Below are 18,868 nucleotides of genomic sequence, written 5' to 3' on the forward strand. Positions count from 1 at the left end.
GCTGGTTATGCTAGTCGCCTTTATAATGAATGACTAGCCATACGCCATGTATTTATATACGGATTTCGATCAACAACTGATTAACCAACGTGTTGCTCAGTTTCGCGATCAAACAGAACGCTATTTAGCAGGAAAACTGACCGAAGACGAATATCGTCCATTACGTTTGCAAAATGGATTATACGTGCAACGTTATGCGCCGATGCTGCGTATCGCCGTGCCGTATGGCTTAATGAATACTAAACAACTCAGAAAAATTGCAGAAATTGCAACAGAATATGATCGTGGCTATGCTCACGTATCAACACGTCAAAATATCCAGTTGAACTGGCCTGCATTAGAAAATGTACCTGATATTCTGGCGGAACTTGCCACTGTTCAAATGCATGCCGTGCAAACATCGGGTAACTGTATCCGTAATACCACAACTGACCAATTTGCCGGTGTGGTTGCTGGTGAGGTTGCAGATCCACGTCCAACATGTGAGTTGATTCGTCAGTGGAGCACCTTCCACCCAGAATTTGCTTTCTTACCGCGTAAATTTAAGATCGCTGTTTCTGCTTTAGAAGAAAAAGATCGCGCTGCAACTGCATTCCACGATATTGGTATTTATATTGTGCGTAATGAAGCGGGCGAAATGGGTTATAAAGTCATGGTGGGTGGTGGTTTAGGCCGTACGCCGATTATTGGGAATGTGATTCGTGAGTTTTTACCACGTGAAGATTTGATTGCTTATTTAGAGGCAACCTTACGTGTGTACAATTTACATGGTCGTCGTGATAACAAGTACAAAGCGCGTATCAAAATCTTGGTTAAAGCATTAACGCCTGAAGTGTTTGCACAAAAAGTTGAAGCTGAATTTGAACACACTCGTGAAGCATTAAAGATTCAACCTGAAATCTTGAAAAAACTAGATCAAGAATTCACGCCATTTGATTATCAAGATTTAGAAGACCAAGATTTCACTGCATTGTTTGCTGAATATCCAAAATTCAAACAATGGTTTAACGTCAATACCAACGCCCACAAAGTTAAAGGTTATCGTATTGCGACGATTTCTTTGAAACGTGCAGGTATCGCACCGGGTGATGTGACTTCTGAAGAAATGAACTTAATCGCAGATTTAGCGGATAAGTACACTTTTGGTGAGTTCCGTACCACACACGAACAGAATATTTCACTGGTCGATGTTCCACAAAAAGATTTATTCGAATTGTGGCAAACACTTGAGCAGAACGATATGGCACGTGCACATATTGGCTTTATCACTGACATCATTTGCTGTCCGGGTGGTGATTTCTGTTCATTGGCAAATGCCAAATCGATTCCAATTTCAGAAGCGATCACACGTCGTTTTGAAGACTTAGATACCATCTATAACTTAGGTGAGTTAGATCTCAATATTTCTGGCTGTATGAATGCTTGTGGTCATCACCATGTCGGTAATATTGGAATCCTCGGTGTCGATAAAAAAGGTGCAGAATTCTATCAAATCACTTTAGGTGGTCATGCGGATCATGATGCATCGATTGGTGATATTTTAGGACCATCATTTGCTGCTGACGTTGTACCTGATGTCATTGAAGAGATTTTAAATACTTATCTTGATCTACGTACAGAGGGTGAGCGTTTTATCGATACCTATCGCCGTGTGGGTATTCAACCATTTAAGGAGCGTGCTTATGCTTAATACAACGCTACAAGTGCTTTCTAAAGATGGCACGATTGCCGACAATACTTATCAAGTGATTGCTGAAGATGGTGTGATTCCACAAGGTGATGTGGTTGTGACGACTGAACAGTTGGATCAATTGGCAAATGTACAAGCTAAGAAAGCCCTTTACCTTACCGTAAATGACTCACCTGAAACGCATCAATTTCCATTGAATGAGTTTGATGCAATTTTCATTGAGTTCGCAGGTTTTAACGATGGGCGTGGTTATTCATTTGCTGCATTATTACGTCGTCAAGGCTACCAAGGCGAATTACGTGCAGTGGGTGATATCTTCAAAGATGTTTTAAACTATTTAAAACGCTCTGGATTTGACACTTTTGTGGTGAAAGAAGGTAAAGATATTCATGAAGCAGCCGCTGGGCTTCAAGATTTTACCCACCCTTATCAGGCTTCGACGGCTGTACCAAAAGCGCACTACCAAACTGGCGCATAAGTATTTTGAAATGAAAAAAGCTGAACTAGGGTTCAGCTTTTTTTATGTATCAATATTTTGATGGGATCATTATCGGGATTGTTGAGTTATTCAGCATCAAGTTGACAATTCACCATCCATTTCACGCCAAATTGATCGGTAAAAGCACCATAGAGTGCTCCCCAAAAGGTCTTTTCGAGTGGCATTTCAATTTGACCATTGACAGAAAGGGCATCAAATAAACGTTGAGCCTCATCAATTTCATCAGGGTCTAAGTTGATTGAAATATAATGGTTATTTCCTTGTGTGAATACACTGTTTGGGGCACAAAATTGATCATTGACATCTGATGCCATAAGTACAGTAAAGTCATTGATCGGCAAAGAGACATGGAGAATCAAATTCTGTTCCTCCTCGGTCAATGTCACACCTTCTTCTGGTGGTAAGTCACCATAACGGCTGATCATTGCAAACTCACCACCAAAAACTGATTTGTAAAAGTTAAATGCTTGTTCGGTTTGTCCTTTAAAATTTAAATAATGATTCAGTTGCATAGGATAACTCCATTGTTGTTTTTTTATACAATGCATAACATAGCGGGAATTTAACGATTGGTTGATTATTATTTTGTAATGCTGAAAATAAAAGATCCTGCATGATGAGGCAGGATCTTTTATTGGAGTGTTTAGCGTTTAGATCAATTCGATCGCAACCGCTGTTGCTTCACCGCCACCGATACAGAGAGCCGCAACACCTTTTTTACCGCCAGTACGTTTAAGCGCATGGATCAGTGTCAGGATGATACGTGAACCTGTAGAACCTACAGGGTGACCGAGTGCACATGCACCACCATTGATATTTACTTTTTCAGCATCGAGTTTGAAATCATCGATCGGGCACATTGTGACCATAGCAAAAGCTTCATTGATTTCCCAAAGATCGACGTCTTGCGCATTCCAGCCTGCTTTTTTCAATACTTTTTCGATTGCTCCAACTGGTGCAATAGTAAATTCAGATGGATGTTGCGAGTTTGACGCGGTCGCCACGATTTTTGCTAATGGCTGTAAGCCACGCTGAGCAGCAACATCACTTGAAGTTAATACAAGGGCAGAAGCACCATCAGAAATTGAGCTGGCATTGGCTGCGGTAATGGTACCGTCTTTCGCAAAAGCAGGTTTTAATGATGGAATCTTATCAATTTTTGCATTTAATGGTTGTTCATCTTGATCGACAACAACATCGCCTTTACGTGTTGAAAGTGTTACAGCAACGATTTCATCTTTGAAATAGCCTTCAGTAATGGCTTTTTGTGCACGTTTTAAAGAACGGATGGCAAAGTCATCCATTTGCTCACGTGTGTAGCTGCGTTTATTTGCCATATCTTGGGCAAATGAACCCATTAAACGACCAGTTTCAGCATCTTCTAAACCATCAAGGAACATATGGTCTTTAATTTCGCCATGCCCCATGCGATAACCCGCACGTGCTTTTGGTAAAACATAAGGGGCATTGGTCATCGACTCCATACCACCCGCAACGACGATTTCTGCACTGCCTGCTTTAATCATGTCGGCTGCCTGCATCACAGCTTTCATACCAGAACCACATAGTTTATTAATGGTCACTGCACCTGTAGAGTCTGGTAGACCTGCTTTACGCATTGCTTGGCGAGCTGGACCTTGTTTTAAGCCTGCTGGTAAAACGCAGCCCATGATCACTTCTTCTACATCAGTCGGTTGTAGACCTGAACGAGCAATTGCTTCTTTGATTGTGATTGCGCCTAATTCAGGTGCAGTTGCGCTTGATAATGCACCTTGGAAGCCGCCCATTGCTGTACGAGCGCCGTTGACAATTACGATGTCAGTCATTATGTGTCTCCAGACTTATAGTTTGTAGCGAATAATTAGTTTGCAGAGAATGTTCAAAACCTATGCAGTATAGTAAAAAAAAGCAATGAAGAAAGTGTTTTACATCGCTTAAGCTAGACTGAGCAGTTCTTAGCAAGTCGCTAAAGGTTCAGGGCTAATGTGCCCCATGGAGCTTAATTTTATTCGCGTATGATATTTGGATGAATTGGCACAATAAAAGAAACTGCCATTTGAACCTCTGGGCAGCCCACTATCACCACGGAAAGTAATTGAATTGATTCTGAGTGTCCCTCTCCAGTCTAAGCTCCCATGTTTATAGTTTAGTGCGGTGGCATAGAGAAGGGTTTCGGTGGGATCACGTTGTCGATTGTTATTTGTATCAATGAAGCTTATAAATCCTTTATTCCAGTCCCTATCACAAGTCAATAAATCCTTACTTGCGCACAAAGTCACATTTTTTTGATAAGTTTGTGCATCCGATTTGGATTTTTGTATGTGAGTTGTAAGTGTTCTTTTGAGCTGATTGACTTCATTTGAAATCAATATGTCGTTTAAATAGGGTAGACTGAGGCATACTAGAATTGCCAAAATAGCGGTACAAGTGATTAATTCACTGATTGTGAATCCTAGAATTTTAAACATTTTTTACCCTATATCATGTTTCTTTAATTTTTTTATTAACAAAGTGTTAAGTAAGAATTGTATTTATTAAGTTAAGTTTAGTATTTACACAAACTAATGATTACTTCGCACAGCAAAGGCTGCTAAAATCGAAGAGAGTGAACAATAAGCTATTTAGACTGAAACTTTGAATTAAAAATTACTGAACTACAACGGAAATTGTAAGGAAATTTGTCAATAATTTACGAGGTTAAGGTTATCAAGCACTTGGAAAATTCATCAAGTGTTTGTATGATTCAAAGTGAAGTGAATAGCTTAAAAAAAATACTGTAGAACATACCTTGTTCTCAGGGGCCAAAAATCATAGGCTGAGCTTGAACAACAAACAATTGTTATCTCTGGAGGATATCCATGAAATTGAGTCGTATCGCACTTGCTATGCTTGTTGCTGCTCCCTTAGCTGCTGCTAATGCGGGCGTAACAATTACTCCATTATTGCTTGGTTACACATTCCAAGACACTAAACACAACAATGGTGGTGATCATTTAACTACTAGCGGTGAATTACAAGACGATTTATTCGTTGGTGCTGCTATTGGTGTGGAATTAACACCTTGGTTAGGTTTTGAAGTTGAATATAACCAAGTTAAGGGCGACGTTGATAGCGCTGCTGCTAACGCTGAATATAAGCAACAACAAATCAATGGTAACTTCTACGTTACTTCTGATTTGATCACTAAAAACTATGACAGCAAAATTAAACCTTACGTTTTATTAGGTGCTGGTCACTATAAATATTCGTTCACCGATGCAACTGACACTCAGTTAGGTCGTACTGGTCGTGGTTTGAAAGAAGAAGGTACTTTGGGTAATGCTGGTATCGGTGCTTTCTGGCGCTTGAACGATGCTTTATCTCTTCGTACAGAAGCTCGTGGTACTTATAATATCGATGAAGACTTCTGGAACTATACAGCGCTTGCTGGCTTAAACGTGGTTCTTGGTGGTCACTTGAAGCCTGCTGCACCAGTGGTAGAAGTTGCTCCAGTTGAACCAACTCCAGTTGCTCCACAACCACAAGAGTTGACCGAAGATCTTAACATGGAACTTCGTGTATTCTTTGATACAAACAAATCAGACATCAAGCCACAATACAAGTCTGAAATTGCGAAAGTAGCAGAGAAATTAGCTGAGTACCCGAACGCGACTGCTCGTATTGAAGGTCACACAGATAACACAGGTCCACGTGCATTAAACGAACGTTTATCTTTAGCTCGTGCTAACTCTGTTAAATCATCACTTGTAAATGAATACAATGTTGATGCATCTCGTTTGTCTACTCAAGGTTTCGCTTGGGATCAACCGATTGCTGACAACAAAACTAAAGAAGGTCGTGCTATGAACCGTCGCGTATTCGCTGCGATTTCTGGTAGCCGTACTGTTCTTGTACAACCAGGTCAATAATTTCAAGTCATTGGAATTAGAAAAAGAGCGACTCAATGAGTCGCTCTTTTTTTATGGATATAAACGTTTTTGTGGCATTGATGTAAAAGTAAACATAATAACTAACAAACGAGAATAATCTTGTCTTAACGCTGGATACATGGTGAGAACTATTTAGTTTTATTAAAAAAATCATGATATTTTGTTAAGGTTTTGATTAAAAAGTGATAATCTCTCACAGCTTTATTGGATGTTGTTAGATTAGCGTTTTCTAGATTTTTGGAAGAGAAATAAGTCGTTTTTCAGTGGCTGCTGGCTAAATACTTGGAAAATTGATTCGGTATTTGTATGATTCAACATAATGTGAATGGTTGAAAAAGATACAACAAGATTATTTCTCAGTATTCAAAAGCGATTAGGTTTAGAAAACAAACAAATTTTTGTTTTTGGAGGATATCCATGAAATTGAGTCGTATTGCACTTGCTATGCTTGTTGCTGCTCCTTTAGCTGCTGCGAATGCAGGCGTAACCATAACCCCATTATTACTTGGTTATACAATGTTTGATACTGAACATAATAACCGTGGTGATAAAGGACAATTAACGCCAAGTCCAGAACTTGAAGATGATTTATTCGTTGGTGCTGCAATCGGTGTGGAAATAACACCTTGGTTAGGTGCTGAAGTTGAATACAGCCAAATTAAAGGCGATACCAGTACCAATAATGACTATAAAGGTCGTAATATCGCTGGTAACTTCTATGTTACTTCTGATTTGATCACTAAAAATTATGATAGCAAAATCAAGCCATATGTATTGGCTGGTGCTGGTCATTACAAATATGAAGGTGATGACATTTATGGTGGTAAGCAAGAAGGTACACTAGCAAATGCTGGTGGTGGTGTATTCTGGCGCTTGAACGATGCTTTATCTCTCCGTACAGAAGCTCGTGGTACTTATCATTTTGATGAAAAGTTCTGGAACTACACAGCGCTTGCTGGTTTGAATGTGGTTCTTGGTGGTCACTTGAAGCCTGCTGCACCAGTGGTAGAAGTTGTTGCTCCAGTTGAACCAACTCCAGTTGCTCCACAACCACAAGAGTTGGTCGAAGATCTTAACATGGAACTTCGTGTATTCTTTGATACAAACAAATCAGACATCAAGCCACAATACAAGTCTGAAATTGCGAAAGTAGCAGAGAAATTAGCTGAGTACCCGAATGCGACTGCTCGTATTGAAGGTCACACAGATAACACAGGTCCACGTGCATTAAACGAACGTTTATCATTGGCTCGTGCTAACTCTGTTAAATCATCACTTGTAAATGAATACAACGTTGATGCATCTCGTTTGTCTACTCAAGGTTTCGCTTGGGATCAACCGATTGCTGACAACAAAACTAAAGAAGGTCGTGCTATGAACCGTCGCGTATTCGCCGCGATTTCTGGTAGCCGTACTGTTTTAGTTCAACCAGGTCAATAATTTCAAGTCATTGAAATTATAAAAAAGCGACTCATTTGAGTCGCTTTTTTTTATTATCAATACGCTGTAAATATTCATTTTATTTCTCCTCAGTTTTAGTCATTTGATCAAAGAATGTGTCTACCAAACACCTTTATTCAACTGTTGTTTCGCTTGTTGACGATCACGACGATGTTGTGCGCGTGGCTTTTCTGTTTCGTGAATCCCTCCTTTTGTAAGTAAAGGGGATAAAGCCACTGGATTGCGAACTTTGATTTTTGGCATCTCTTTTAATTTCATTTGGTTACCCTTTGATACATAGAATTTGTTTAAGTGTATGTACGATTTCGATCAGCTCTGATTGGTTTGCCATCACTTGATCAATGTCTTTATAGGCGCTTGGGATTTCATCAATCACACCCGCATCTTTACGGCATTCAATGCCTTGGGTTTGCTGAATGAGGTCATCTTGGCTAAACAATAATTTAGCTTTATTGCGACTCATTTTCCGTCCAGCACCATGTGAGCAGGAACAAAATGAATCGGGGTTTGCCTTGCCTTTAACGATATAAGAGCGAGCGCCCATAGAACCGGGAATAATGCCTAATTCATCGAAGCCTGCTCGAATTGCGCCTTTACGTGTGATCAGTAGCTCCTCACCAAAGTGATTTTCCCGACTGACATAATTATGGTGGCAATTAATCGCTTCCTTAGTCATTTGAAAAGGTGAGAGCAGTGGACGAATCGCTTCTAAGATTAAGCGCATCATTTCGCGTCGATTTTCAAAGGCGTAGGCTTGTGCCCACTCTACAGCCTCAACATAATCATCAAAGCTGCTTGAACCTTCAGCAAAGTAGCTTAAGTCTTTGTCGGGCACATGACCAAACCGATGCTGTGCTTCTTTCTTTGCCAATTCAATAAAGTAGGTGCCAATGACATTGCCTAAGCCGCGACTACCAGAATGAAGCATTACCCAAACATCTTGATTTTCGTCTAAGCACAGTTCAATGAAGTGATTACCTCCACCCAAAGTACCGAGTTGTTTCTGCCACGTCGCATCAAACTTTCTTAACATCCGCACCAAGCCCGGATGTTTCTTGATAATCGGTTGCAAGCGTTTTTCCAAAGGAATTATGCTCGACGCTTTGGCTTTAATCTGTTTATGCAGCTCAAAACCAACAGGAACTTTACGCTCAATAGCATGTCGTAATGGTGCTAAGTTGTCCGGGAGTTGTGATGCTTTCAAGTTGAGCCGAATGGCATTCATGCCACAGCCAATATCTACACCTACTGCGGCAGGAATAATAGCTTGTTTGGTTGGAATCACACTGCCAACTGTCGCGCCTTTACCGACATGTACATCAGGCATTACGGCAATATGTGAATAAATAAATTGCAGTTGTGCCATTTTTTTTAACTGTTCAATGCTTTCACTATCAATATCGTTGGTGAATATTTTCACTGGAACGCCATATTGAGCATTGGCATTGAGAATTTTTTGTATGCCCATTTTCTTATCTCGGTCATTTTAAAATTTCGTCCGAATAGGCATAAAAAAACCTAGCGAATGCTAGGTTTAAATAGACATTCGGACAAGTGATCATGATGATTCGTCACTTGTCCGTGAGGTGACAGTGCCAAATCTTACAATGTGTTTCCTCGTTGCAATGGCATGTGCATCCTCCTATAAAATAGTGCCGTTGAAATATGAGCAGAAATTCTACTCATATTTAGGTTTTGGTCAAGTATAAATGAATGTTTTATTCACCAGCTTTCACATTCATATCTTTATAAGCGATCAATTTGCTCTTGTGTTTCCACTTGTAGCCGAGCCAGATGGCCAAAAAGAGTGGAATACTGATATAAGTAGACAATAATCCTAACCAATCAATTTTCCCACCGAGAAAGGCTTCATAGTTTTGACCAAGGATGATGGTTGAGCAAAGAATGAACGCAAACCACGGTGCAAATGGAAAGAATTTAGCACGATAAGCAAGATCTTCTAATTTATAGCCTTGTGCAATGTAGCCTTTGCGGAAGCGATAGTGTGAGATCGCAATCCCTAGCCAGACAATAAATCCACACATACCTGACATATTGAGTAGCCAGTTAAAGACTTGTTTTTCACCCAAAAAGGTCGTCAAGAAACATAATGCAGCAACGGCAGTTGTCGCATATAGTGCGTTCATTGGAACGCCACGAGGATCAAGTTTTGAGAAGAACTTTGGTGCACGTCCTTCACGAGCCATATTCCACAACATACGTGTTGATGAGTACATACCCGAGTTACCTGCGGATAAAATTGCACTGAGAATGACCGCATTCATCAAACTTGCTGCAAAAGCAAAGCCTGCTTTTTCATACAGTAAGGTAAAGGGTGATAATGCAATATCTTCACTTGCAGCAGCTTTTAATAGCATTGGATCATCGTAACTGACCAGTGTGCCGATAATGAAAATACATAAAATATAGAATAATAGAATACGCCAAAAAATCTGTTTGATTGCCAAGGGAATGGTTTTCTTCGGATCTTTTGATTCACCCGCAGCAACCCCTACCATTTCTGTACCTTGGAACGAGAATCCTGCAATCATTGCCACACCAATCATGGCTTGCAGACCACCGACAAAAGGTGCATCTTGATAGGTCCAGTTGGAAAACGCTGCAACATTTGGCGTGAGCATGATTTTAACAATCATCGCAATACCAATGATGATAAAGACAATAATAGCGACTACTTTGATCATGGAGAACCAGAACTCGCTCTCACCAAAACCTTTAACGGTTAACGCATTGATCCCAAAAATAATTGCAAGGAAAATCGCACTCCAGTAAAAACCAGGTAGATCAGGAAACCAGAATTTCATGATGAATTGAACAGCGACAAGTTCAAATGCAACGGTGATGGCCCAGTTATACCAGTAGTTCCAGCCTAGGGCGAAACCAAAGCCATGTTCAACATAGCGACTACCATAGGTAAAGAAAGCACCAGATGTTGGATTATGTGTAGCCAACTCACCTAAACTGGTCATCAAGAAATAGATCATCAGACCAATCAAAGCATAAGCCAGCAATGCACCACCAGGACCAGCATTTGCAATGGTAGAACCCGAAGCAAGAAATAAGCCTGTACCAATTGATCCACCAATGGCGATCATATTCAGATGGCGTGCACCCAGCTTACGCTGAAGATGTTGGGGAGCAGATGTATCGCTCATAAAAATTCCTTAAACTGTATAAAGTATTCAACCGATCCTGTTTGCACTGGCATATAACACCTTGAATCCTTGTTGATCAGTTTTTACGACACATTGACCAAAGCTTTGCTCAATAAGTGGCGGATAATTTAAAAAACGGTTTGCGACGATCCAGAATTCACCTGAGCGTTTCAGATGTGATTTGGCAAGTTGACATAGCGCCTCACTGGCATCGTAATCGGTATGAATTCCCTGATGGAACGGCGGATTGCTGACAATCGCATCCAGCTCTTTGGGTGCATCAATGAAGCCTGTTACAGGTTGAAGGTTTAACTGAGCCAAATTTAGACCATTGCGTTGAAATGTCATCTCAGTCGAAAGTAATGCAAATGCATCAATATCAAGCGCAAAAATTTGATGCTTCGGATTGAGTTTGGCTAAATAAGCACTAATGATGCCTGCACCACAGCCAAAGTCGGCAATCTTACCCGATTTTACTTGATCAAGGTAAGGAACGAGTACGGCTGTTCCAATATCCAAATGGTCTTGACTAAACACACCAGGCAGGGCACAAATCTCTAAACGATCTTGGTTCATTTGCACGGTATAGGTTTTTAGCCAATGATCCAGTGGTTTTAATTGTTCCGTTTTTTCAAGTTTCATGTGCCAAAATTGACAGTGACGAGCGCTATCCAATTTCTGTGTTTTACCATAGTGCTGTAATTGTTTGGCAGCACGTTCAACACCACCTTTTTTCTCACCGACCAGAAAAACGTGTTGTCCTTGCTGTAAGTGGCTCGCCACCGCATGCAAAATATAGTTCAGCAATTCTTTTGATTTAGGCACAAAAATAATGGCTTGTTCAAATGATGCCTGAGGGAATTCAACCGAAAAATGGGACGAAATTCCAGCATTTAAAAAGCCTTGATGATCAGCAAAGTTCCAAGTCCATATAGACGCTTGCGCCTGACTTGGTAATTCTTTGGCGAGTTGATCATTCGGGGCGTTAATCAATAAGATTTGCCCTTTTAAATAATCTTGTTGACGTAACACAACTTCACTACGTGGATCCATATTGATCTCTCATCAAAACAAAACCCAGTCGTAAAACTGGGTAATTGTCGTGGTTGGATGATTATTTATGTGTTTCAGGTAAAACAATATTTAAAATTAAAGCGGCAATACCACCTGTCGCGACCCCTGAGCTAAAAATATTTTTAAATAATTCAGGTAAGTGTTCAAGAATCTGCGGAACTTGTGCAACACCTAAGCCTAACGCGAGTGAAATCGCAATGATCAGTAAAGCACGACGATCCAAATGAATACCTGAAAGGATATTAATACCCGAAGCAGCCACAGCACCGAACATAACCATAACAGCACCACCTAAAACAGCTTGAGGGACTGCTTGGATAACGGCTGATACAGCAGGGAATAGACCTAAAATAACCAGCAGTGCAGCAATCCAAAGACCGACATATCGACTAGCAACACCAGTCAGTTGAATGACACCATTATTTTGTGCAAAAACTGAACTTGGGAAAGTGTTGAAGATACCAGCTAAGAACGAGTTTGCACCATTGACCAGTACGCCACCTTTAATTCGCTGCATCCAAATCGGGCCATCAACAGGTTGATTTGAAATTTTACTGGTTGCAGTAACGTCACCAATCGCTTCAAGTGAAGTGACTAAATAGATAAATGCCATTGGAATGAATAAGCTCCACGAGAAGCTTAAACCGAAATGCATTGGGGTAGGAACTTGAACAAGAGGAGCTTCTCTTAATGTAGAAAAATCTAAATGCCCCATAAATCCTGCCAGAATATAACCAATAATTAAGGCGATTAAAATTGCTGAACTTTTCACCCAAATAATACGAATACGATTTAATAGAATAATAATGCCAAGTACGCTACAGGACATGATTAAATTATCAGCATTGGCAAATGTTTGATTCTGCATCGCGGTATAGCCACCGCCCATGCTAATCAGACCTTCTTTAATCAAGGTCAAACCAATCAGAAGGACCACGATACCCGTGACCAATGGTGTAATCAGTTTTTTGACCCAAGGTAAAATGCGTGAAACACCCATTTCGATAAATGAACCAGCAATCACAACCCCGAAAATGGCAGCCATGACTTGTTCAACAGGCGTACCAGCAGCCACCATTGCACTACCAATCGCGATAATCGGACCAATAAAATTAAAACTTGTACCTTGAACGATCAATAGCCCTGCACCGAAAGGTCCTACTTTTTTACATTGTAAAAAAGTTGCAATGCCTGAAATGATGAGAGACATGGATAGAATCATATTGGTGTCTTCACGAGAGACGCCAAGTGCTAAACAAATCAGTAATCCAGGGGTAATAATCGGGACTAAAATCGCCAAAAGGTGTTGCAAAGCGGCTAAAAATGCAACAAAAGGTTTCGGGCGATCATTCAGCCCATAAATAAGATCGAGCTGTTGCTGAGGTAGGGGATTCGACATGGGAGCATAAAAAAGCGATAAGCATTAGTGGAATATTCTAATAGAGTTGGACTGTTTTACCAACGATTCGATTGCAATTCGTCAGAAAAAAAGTTTCATGTCAATAAACTGTCACTACTAAAGCGTATTATTTTTCTGTATAATTTGCCCTCAAATTTAAAGCGTATCGAATTATACATGTCAGATATTAAAACTCTCCGTAACATTGCCATTATTGCGCACGTCGATCATGGTAAGACGACTCTTGTAGACAAACTTTTACAACAATCAGGTGCTCTTGGCGATCGCGCAGGCGAGATTGAACGTGTGATGGATTCAGGCGCTATCGAAAGTGAACGTGGTATTACCATTCTTGCAAAGAACACTGCAATCAAATGGACTGATGCACGTACTAATACAGAATATCGCATTAACATCGTGGACACCCCGGGACACGCCGACTTTGGTGGTGAAGTTGAACGCGTCATGTCGATGGTTGACTGCGTACTTCTTCTTGTAGATTCACAAGAAGGTCCAATGCCACAAACTCGCTTCGTAACGCAAAAAGCGTTTGCAAGAGGTTTGAAGCCGATCGTGATTATCAACAAAGTGGATAAGCCAAGCGCGCGTCCAGATTGGGTAATTGATCAAGTTTTTGATTTGTTTGATAACTTGGGTGGTACTGACGAACAGTTAGACTTCCCAGTCGTATATGCATCTGGTCTTCGTGGTGTTGCTGGTCCTTCTCCAGAAGAACTTGCTGATGATATGACGCCATTGTTCCAAACTATCGTTGATATCGTTGAACCACCAGCAGTTGATGTTGATGGTCCGTTCCAAATGCAAATTTCTTCGCTTGATTATAACAGCTTCGTGGGTGTAATCGGTATTGGTCGTATTCAACGTGGTTCAGTAAAATTGAACACGCAAGTGACTGTGATTGATAAAGAAGGTAAGACACGTAACGGTCGTATCTTAAAAATCATGGGTTATCACGGCTTAGAACGTGTTGATGTAGATGAAGCAAATGCAGGTGATATCGTTTGTGTAACAGGTATTGATGCACTTAACATTTCTGACACGATTTGTGATCCTAAAAATGTTGAAGCTTTACCACCGCTTTCTGTAGATGAACCTACTGTGACCATGACATTCCAGGTGAATAACTCACCGTTTGCAGGTAAAGAAGGTAAGTTCGTTACTTCACGTAATATCCGTGAGCGTCTTGATCGCGAATTGATTCACAACGTCGCATTACGTGTTGAAGATACTGACAGTCCAGACCGTTTCAAAGTATCTGGTCGTGGTGAACTTCATCTTTCAGTTTTGATTGAAAACATGCGCCGTGAAGGCTTCGAGATGGGTGTATCTCGTCCGCAAGTGATCTTGAAAGAAGTTGATGGTGAAAAGCAAGAACCATACGAAAACGTAACGTTTGACGTTGAAGAACAGCACCAAGGTTCAGTCATGGAGCAAATGGGTTATCGTAAAGGCGAAATGACCAATATGGAAGTTGACGGTAAAGGCCGTATCCGTATTGAAGCAACTGTTCCTTCACGTGGTTTGATTGGTTTCCGTTCTGAATTCTTAACCATGACTTCTGGTACAGGGATCATGACCTCTAGCTTCTCGCATTATGGTCCTATGAAACAAGGTACTGTTGCAAAGCGTCAAAATGGTGTATTGATCTCTATGGTTCAAGGTACTTGCTTGGGCTATGCACTATTTACGCTTCAAGACCGTGGTCGCCTATTTGCTAAGCCACAGTTAGAAGTGTATGAAGGTATGATCATCGGTATTAACTCTCGTTCAGACGATATGACCGTTAACCCAACTAAAGCAAAACAGTTAACTAACGTACGTGCTTCTGGTACTGACGAAGCGTTAACACTTGTTCCAGCGATTGAATATACGCTTGAACAAGCGCTTGAATTCATTGAAGATGATGAGTTGGTTGAAGTTACACCAAAATCGATTCGTATTCGTAAGCGTTGGTTAACTGAAAATGATCGTAAGCGTAACCGTGGTAAATAATTTTTCTTAAGTGAAAAATGAAAAAACCGCTAAATTTATTTAGCGGTTTTTTGTTGCATGAGATCCAAGGTCGGTACTTCGCCTAAACGCATATTTTTATTCAAATAAAATATGTTGTTAAAGTGTGAAATGACTTTCATTTTTTTGAAAAAATATTAAATTATCAACTATATGATTGATCGTTGCGTCTGTGTAATAAACAATGCAAAAACAGGCTGCACCAATTTCAACTCTGGAGAGTTATAGATGAGTATTATTCAAGAATTTAAAGAATTTGCAGTAAAAGGTAACGTGATGGATCTTGCCATTGGTGTGATCATCGGTGGTGCTTTCGGTAAAATTATTGATTCATTGGTGAAAGATCTTTTGATGCCAATCATCTCATGGATCTTGGGTGGTGACGTTGACTACACCAACTGGTTCGTTGTACTAGGAGATAATCCAAATAGCATTAGCAATCTTGCCGCAGCTCAAGAAGCAGGACTCAATGTATTTGCGTATGGTAGTTTTATTACGGTATTAATTAACTTCTTATTATTGGCATGGGTGGTTTTCTTGTTGGTAAAAGTGATGAACCGTCTACGCAAACAAGAGGAAGCAGCACCAGAAGAGCCAGCAGCAACACCAGAAGATGTTCAGCTATTGCGTGAAATTCGCGATGAATTAAAAAAACAGGGTTAAAATCGATTTAAAGAAAACGGCATTTAATATGCCGTTTTTTTATGACTTGTTCTTTGAGGGGGGGCCGGTATATCGATTTTATTATTGTTTGGGCATCTAGAAAAATAGCCAACTTCATTCTAAGATACTTGTAAATTTGAGGGGGGAAGCATCAAAATGAATCGATTGTTTGTCTACGGTACACTTTGTCCCAACCGAGAAAATGCACATATTCTAGGTGAAATTGGGGGCGATTGGCAGCAAGCCTTTGTACGCGGCACAGTCCATATTTTGGATTGGGGACCTGATAAAGGCTTACCTGCCATTGTATTAAATGAAACAGATGCTTTGGTTGAAGGCTATTTATTTAGTACTGAAAAATTACAACAAAATTGGCAAATGCTGGACGATTTTGAAGGGATGCAATACCAAAGGGTACAGACCGAAGTAGATCTCATTTCGGGTGAAAAAATACGAGCATGGACTTATGTGATGAAAGTAAAAGGTTGAAAATGATTTCAGTCTAAGCACAATAAAAGAATTCAGTTTTGGGTACTTAAAGTTAAGATTAGCCCAATTCTGACTACCTCAATCCATCCATACGGAATTTAATTTCAATTAAGTGAAAATCAAATTGGCTTTTGATTGGTCCATGTAAAATACGTTCCGCAGCATTAAAGACCAATTTATCAATTACAGGAACAAGCTGTCCTTTTTTAACTTCGCCGAGCTCACCACCACGTTTTGCAGAATTACAGGTTGAGTATTGTTTGGCAATTTTTGAAAAATCGGCACCCGATTGGATGCGTTTCTTCAATTGTTCGACATATCTTTGTCTTCGACTAAGATATGTCGAACAATAGTTGTTTGTATGTGGTTGAAAGAATATCAATATACTTGAAAAATCATCTAAGTTGATGATCTATTTATCATAAAATCTTTCTAAGAAAAATGGGTTGTTTTTTTAACGTTATAATATTCCAAATTTTAAAATAAACTTTTTTTGTAACTTTGATCATTTAAATCAAAGAAAAAAAATATTTTGTGAGCACGTTTGCATTAATAATTTTTGTCATATCTAGACAATAAATGACAGCTCCTGTCTAATTTTTAACTATAGATTATGTGTAAATTGTAAACATAATTTAATTCAAGTAAATAAATAGAAGTGAATAGAGCTATGAATAATAAGGTGAAAATTATCTTAAGTGCTGCCATTGTGTTTGGTTTGGTGATTGCATTGGTTATTTATTTTAAGCCAACTAATGAAGCATCAGTTTCAGTGAATATGCACCCAACAGATACAACCTCACAAAGTGCACCAGACAATCAAAATGTACTCATAACTAATGCAAGTCATCCAACTCAATTAGCTTCTGATACTGAACAGGCTGCCACTAATGCTTCGGGTGACAATGAATTGGTTGATACTAAAAGTGATATGAGCATTCAACCGATTGATCCAGAAACCGATATAGGCAACCAAATTATTCAATCAAATTGATCAACATAATTTTGTTAAACAGATAAAAAAGGAAAATATTTATGATTTACAAAAAACTTTTGTTAGCAATATGCCTTGGTCTAACCTTTGGGGCTAGCACTGTACAAGCGCAAATTTCACCACAGGCTGCAAATGCGCAATTGAGTAATGCTGCTAAACAAAAAATTCAACAGGGTAAAATTGATATTCATGCATTGTTACAAAATGCATCGAATGACCTGATTATTGAATATTATAACAATGCAGGCCAAAACTTGACTGCGGCACAGTTAAGGGGATATTTTCAACAACAAAAGCAATTGATATCAAATCAATTTGCACAACAAAACTCGGGTGTTCAGTTGTTGCGTGATTACAATGCCTTACCTGTTAGTTTTTATCGTATACAAAATCGTAATGCGTTGGTGAATTTATTAAATAATCCAAACGTCAAAGCGGTCTATCCGAACCGTGTATCAAAAGCGATAATGGCACAGAGTTTAAGCCAAATTGGTCAACCTGTAGCAAAAAGTCAAGGCTTTACAGGTGCTGGTACAACAGTTGCAGTTTTAGATACAGGTGCAAATTATAGACATCCTGATTTAGGAAGTTGTACTGCACCAAGCACACCAGCAAGTTGTCGAGTCAGCTATGCACTTGATTTTGCACCAGAAGATAACTCATTGGATGACAATGGGCATGGTTCCAATGTGTCTTCAATTGTTGCTGGTGTTGCATCTGAGGCTAAAATTGTTGCTCTAGATGTATTTCGTGGCCAAAGTGCTTATGATAGCGACATTATTTCGGCTTTAAACTGGGTAACGAATCAAGCGGAAACTCTAAATATTAAGTCGGTTAACTTGAGTTTGGGTAATTCAACAAGTTATTCATCAACTTGTACTTCATCATCATTGACCAATTCATTCCAAAAATTACGTAATGTGGGCGTAATTCCTGTTGTTGCTTCAGGTAATGATACTTATACCAATGGTATTTCATATCCAGCGTGTACAGCTGGTGCAGTCAGTGTTGGCGCTGTTTATGATGAAAATGTTGGAGGACGAGGTTATAGGAACTGTTCAGATCAGTCGACCTATATGGATAAAGTGACCTGCTTCAGCAATAGTGCACCAATCTTAACTTTATTGGCGCCAGGCGCACCGATTACGGCAGGGGGGTATACTCAAAGTGGTACATCAATGGCAGCTCCACATGTTGCGGGTGCAGTCGCAGTGTTGCTTGCAAGTAATGCGTTACCAAATGCTAGCTTAGATGATATTGTAAACCGTTTGAAGAATACAGGAACATTGGTGACCGATCATCGGACGAATCAACGTTTCCCTCGTTTGAACTTGAGTGCAGCAGTTGATGGTTTAACATCTTCAACACCAACACCAACACCAACACCAACACCAACACCAACACCAACACCAACACCAACACCAACACCAACACCAACACCAACACCAACACCAACACCAACA

At 39.9% G+C, this 18,868-nt stretch carries 17 protein-coding genes and 1 pseudogene; 9 read left to right on the plus strand and 9 right to left on the minus strand.

The genetic code is table 11. From position 1 onward, the window contains the following. Positions 1 to 46: 46 nt before the first annotated feature. Entirely contained in the window at positions 47 to 1,690 is a 1,644-nt protein-coding gene (locus MMP72_RS08545; protein ID WP_241316363.1) for a nitrite/sulfite reductase, read from the plus strand. Further along, a complete protein-coding gene (locus MMP72_RS08550; protein WP_241316365.1) occupies positions 1,683 to 2,168 on the plus strand; it encodes a DUF934 domain-containing protein in 486 nt (161 codons plus the stop codon). The genes MMP72_RS08545 and MMP72_RS08550 overlap by 8 nt, the downstream gene beginning before the upstream one ends. Positions 2,169 to 2,254: 86 nt before the next feature. Here the strand turns inward: MMP72_RS08550 and MMP72_RS08555 are convergent, their stop codons facing one another. The 3 genes from MMP72_RS08555 to MMP72_RS08565 all read right to left on the minus strand — a co-directional run bounded on the left by MMP72_RS08555 (position 2,255) and on the right by MMP72_RS08565 (position 4,657). Next, positions 2,255 to 2,701, minus strand: a complete 447-nt coding sequence (locus MMP72_RS08555; RefSeq protein ID WP_241316366.1) for a VOC family protein — start codon at positions 2,699 to 2,701, stop codon at positions 2,255 to 2,257. A gap of 138 nt (positions 2,702 to 2,839) precedes the next feature. Next, entirely contained in the window at positions 2,840 to 4,015 is a 1,176-nt protein-coding gene (locus MMP72_RS08560; RefSeq protein WP_241316367.1) for a thiolase family protein, read from the minus strand. 129 nt (positions 4,016 to 4,144) lie between these two features. Then, positions 4,145 to 4,657, minus strand: coding sequence for a GspH/FimT family protein (locus MMP72_RS08565; RefSeq protein WP_241316368.1), 513 nt, complete (start codon positions 4,655 to 4,657; stop codon positions 4,145 to 4,147). A 390-nt stretch (positions 4,658 to 5,047) separates the two neighbouring features. Here MMP72_RS08565 and omp38 (MMP72_RS08570) point away from each other — a divergent pair, with 390 nt between their 5' ends. Together omp38 (MMP72_RS08570) and omp38 (MMP72_RS08575) are read left to right on the plus strand one after the other, a co-directional pair. Beyond that, positions 5,048 to 6,097, plus strand: a complete 1,050-nt coding sequence (gene omp38 / locus MMP72_RS08570; RefSeq protein ID WP_241316369.1) for an outer membrane protein Omp38 — start codon at positions 5,048 to 5,050, stop codon at positions 6,095 to 6,097. Positions 6,098 to 6,535: 438 nt separating this feature from the next. Beyond that, entirely contained in the window at positions 6,536 to 7,558 is a 1,023-nt protein-coding gene (omp38, locus tag MMP72_RS08575; RefSeq protein ID WP_241316370.1) for an outer membrane protein Omp38, read from the plus strand. A gap of 120 nt (positions 7,559 to 7,678) precedes the next feature. Here the strand turns inward: omp38 (MMP72_RS08575) and MMP72_RS08580 are convergent, their stop codons facing one another. The 5 genes from MMP72_RS08580 to MMP72_RS08600 form a co-directional block, all read right to left on the minus strand. After that, on the minus strand, positions 7,679 to 7,837 hold the full coding sequence (locus tag MMP72_RS08580; protein ID WP_241316371.1) for a hypothetical protein: 159 nt from the start codon (positions 7,835 to 7,837) through the stop codon (positions 7,679 to 7,681). A gap of 4 nt (positions 7,838 to 7,841) precedes the next feature. Then, positions 7,842 to 9,047 (minus strand): RtcB family protein, encoded by a 1,206-nt coding sequence (locus MMP72_RS08585; protein ID WP_241316372.1) that lies wholly within the window; start codon positions 9,045 to 9,047, stop codon positions 7,842 to 7,844. A gap of 250 nt (positions 9,048 to 9,297) precedes the next feature. Then, positions 9,298 to 10,755: an amino acid permease gene (locus MMP72_RS08590; RefSeq protein WP_241316374.1), complete on the minus strand. Its 1,458-nt coding sequence runs from the start codon at positions 10,753 to 10,755 to the stop codon at positions 9,298 to 9,300. A gap of 27 nt (positions 10,756 to 10,782) precedes the next feature. Beyond that, the gene (locus tag MMP72_RS08595) at positions 10,783 to 11,808 is read right to left on the minus strand and encodes a methyltransferase (protein WP_241316376.1); all 1,026 of its coding nucleotides are present in this window, start codon (positions 11,806 to 11,808) and stop codon (positions 10,783 to 10,785) included. Between the two features lie 61 nt (positions 11,809 to 11,869). Continuing rightward, positions 11,870 to 13,228: a uracil-xanthine permease family protein gene (locus MMP72_RS08600; RefSeq protein ID WP_241316378.1), complete on the minus strand. Its 1,359-nt coding sequence runs from the start codon at positions 13,226 to 13,228 to the stop codon at positions 11,870 to 11,872. A gap of 177 nt (positions 13,229 to 13,405) precedes the next feature. Between MMP72_RS08600 and typA the strand changes: the two genes are divergently transcribed. From typA to MMP72_RS08615, 3 genes are all read left to right on the plus strand, one after another. Then, positions 13,406 to 15,241, plus strand: a complete 1,836-nt coding sequence (gene typA, locus MMP72_RS08605) for a translational GTPase TypA (RefSeq protein WP_241316379.1) — start codon at positions 13,406 to 13,408, stop codon at positions 15,239 to 15,241. 246 nt (positions 15,242 to 15,487) lie between these two features. Continuing rightward, positions 15,488 to 15,922 carry a large conductance mechanosensitive channel protein MscL gene (gene mscL / locus MMP72_RS08610; RefSeq protein WP_241316380.1) on the plus strand — a complete coding sequence of 145 codons (435 nt, stop codon included), beginning with the start codon at positions 15,488 to 15,490 and terminating at the stop codon, positions 15,920 to 15,922. Positions 15,923 to 16,078: 156 nt separating this feature from the next. After that, the gene (locus tag MMP72_RS08615; protein WP_241316381.1) at positions 16,079 to 16,411 is read left to right on the plus strand and encodes a gamma-glutamylcyclotransferase family protein; all 333 of its coding nucleotides are present in this window, start codon (positions 16,079 to 16,081) and stop codon (positions 16,409 to 16,411) included. Positions 16,412 to 16,484: 73 nt separating this feature from the next. Here the strand turns inward: MMP72_RS08615 and MMP72_RS08620 are convergent. Next, positions 16,485 to 16,774 (minus strand): annotated as a pseudogene (locus tag MMP72_RS08620) (peptidylprolyl isomerase). A 307-nt stretch (positions 16,775 to 17,081) separates the two neighbouring features. Between MMP72_RS08620 and MMP72_RS08625 the strand changes: the two are divergent. Together MMP72_RS08625 and MMP72_RS08630 are read left to right on the plus strand one after the other, a co-directional pair. Beyond that, a complete protein-coding gene (locus MMP72_RS08625; protein WP_241316382.1) occupies positions 17,082 to 17,405 on the plus strand; it encodes a hypothetical protein in 324 nt (107 codons plus the stop codon). A gap of 41 nt (positions 17,406 to 17,446) precedes the next feature. Continuing rightward, positions 17,447 to 18,868: S8 family serine peptidase (locus tag MMP72_RS08630; protein WP_241316383.1), on the plus strand; the 1,422-nt coding region annotated here is incomplete at its 3' end.

This window comes from Acinetobacter sp. NIPH 2699 (assembly GCF_022549355.1).
GTDB lineage: Bacteria > Pseudomonadota > Gammaproteobacteria > Pseudomonadales > Moraxellaceae > Acinetobacter.

Excerpts from the sequence above, each read along its gene's own strand:
- MMP72_RS08545 (WP_241316363.1), top strand. The coding sequence starts at position 47 with ATGTATTTATATACGGATTTCGATCAACAACTGATTAACCAACGTGTT.
- MMP72_RS08550 (WP_241316365.1), top strand. The coding sequence starts at position 1,683 with ATGCTTAATACAACGCTACAAGTGCTTTCTAAAGATGGCACGATTGCC.
- MMP72_RS08555 (WP_241316366.1), bottom strand. The coding sequence starts at position 2,701 with ATGCAACTGAATCATTATTTAAATTTTAAAGGACAAACCGAACAAGCA.
- MMP72_RS08560 (WP_241316367.1), bottom strand. The coding sequence starts at position 4,015 with ATGACTGACATCGTAATTGTCAACGGCGCTCGTACAGCAATGGGCGGC.
- MMP72_RS08565 (WP_241316368.1), bottom strand. The coding sequence starts at position 4,657 with ATGTTTAAAATTCTAGGATTCACAATCAGTGAATTAATCACTTGTACC.
- omp38 (WP_241316369.1), top strand. The coding sequence starts at position 5,048 with ATGAAATTGAGTCGTATCGCACTTGCTATGCTTGTTGCTGCTCCCTTA.
- omp38 (WP_241316370.1), top strand. The coding sequence starts at position 6,536 with ATGAAATTGAGTCGTATTGCACTTGCTATGCTTGTTGCTGCTCCTTTA.
- MMP72_RS08580 (WP_241316371.1), bottom strand. The coding sequence starts at position 7,837 with ATGAAATTAAAAGAGATGCCAAAAATCAAAGTTCGCAATCCAGTGGCT.
- MMP72_RS08585 (WP_241316372.1), bottom strand. The coding sequence starts at position 9,047 with ATGGGCATACAAAAAATTCTCAATGCCAATGCTCAATATGGCGTTCCA.
- MMP72_RS08590 (WP_241316374.1), bottom strand. The coding sequence starts at position 10,755 with ATGAGCGATACATCTGCTCCCCAACATCTTCAGCGTAAGCTGGGTGCA.
- MMP72_RS08595 (WP_241316376.1), bottom strand. The coding sequence starts at position 11,808 with ATGGATCCACGTAGTGAAGTTGTGTTACGTCAACAAGATTATTTAAAA.
- MMP72_RS08600 (WP_241316378.1), bottom strand. The coding sequence starts at position 13,228 with ATGTCGAATCCCCTACCTCAGCAACAGCTCGATCTTATTTATGGGCTG.
- typA (WP_241316379.1), top strand. The coding sequence starts at position 13,406 with ATGTCAGATATTAAAACTCTCCGTAACATTGCCATTATTGCGCACGTC.
- mscL (WP_241316380.1), top strand. The coding sequence starts at position 15,488 with ATGAGTATTATTCAAGAATTTAAAGAATTTGCAGTAAAAGGTAACGTG.
- MMP72_RS08615 (WP_241316381.1), top strand. The coding sequence starts at position 16,079 with ATGAATCGATTGTTTGTCTACGGTACACTTTGTCCCAACCGAGAAAAT.
- MMP72_RS08625 (WP_241316382.1), top strand. The coding sequence starts at position 17,082 with ATGAATAATAAGGTGAAAATTATCTTAAGTGCTGCCATTGTGTTTGGT.